The following is a 411-nucleotide window of genomic DNA, read 5'->3' as shown; positions in this document are numbered from 1 at the left end:
GCGATCACCGCACTGACCTCGGCGATCAAGCTGGCGCGTGCCGGCCTGCGCGAACCGGAGAAGCCGATCGGCTCCTACCTGTTCTCCGGCCCGACCGGCGTCGGCAAGACCGAAGTGGCCAAGCAGTTGGCAGCGTCGCTCGGCGTGGAGCTGATCCGCTTCGACATGTCGGAATATATGGAGCGCCACACCGTGTCGCGGCTGATCGGTGCTCCTCCCGGCTATGTCGGCTTCGACCAGGGCGGTCTTCTGACGGACGGCGTCGACCAGCATCCGCATTGCGTGCTGTTGCTGGACGAGGTCGAGAAGGCGCATCCGGACCTGTTCAACATCCTGTTGCAGGTTATGGACCATGGCAAGCTGACCGACCACAACGGCAAGCAGATCGACTTCCGCAATGTGATCCTGATC

1 protein-coding gene is annotated in these 411 nt (G+C 63.0%); it reads left to right on the top strand.

Going from position 1 to position 411, the window contains the following annotated elements; genetic code table 11:
* Positions 1-411 (top strand): AAA family ATPase (locus EN925_RS39355; protein ID WP_128337520.1); only part of this gene is annotated, 411 nt, incomplete at both ends.

It is taken from the genome of Mesorhizobium sp. M7A.F.Ca.US.006.04.2.1 (genome assembly GCF_004022915.1).
Taxonomy (GTDB): domain Bacteria; phylum Pseudomonadota; class Alphaproteobacteria; order Rhizobiales; family Rhizobiaceae; genus Mesorhizobium; species Mesorhizobium ciceri.
The sequence above is the reverse complement of the archived record's forward strand: the minus strand, read 5'-3'. Positions and strand labels throughout refer to the sequence as shown.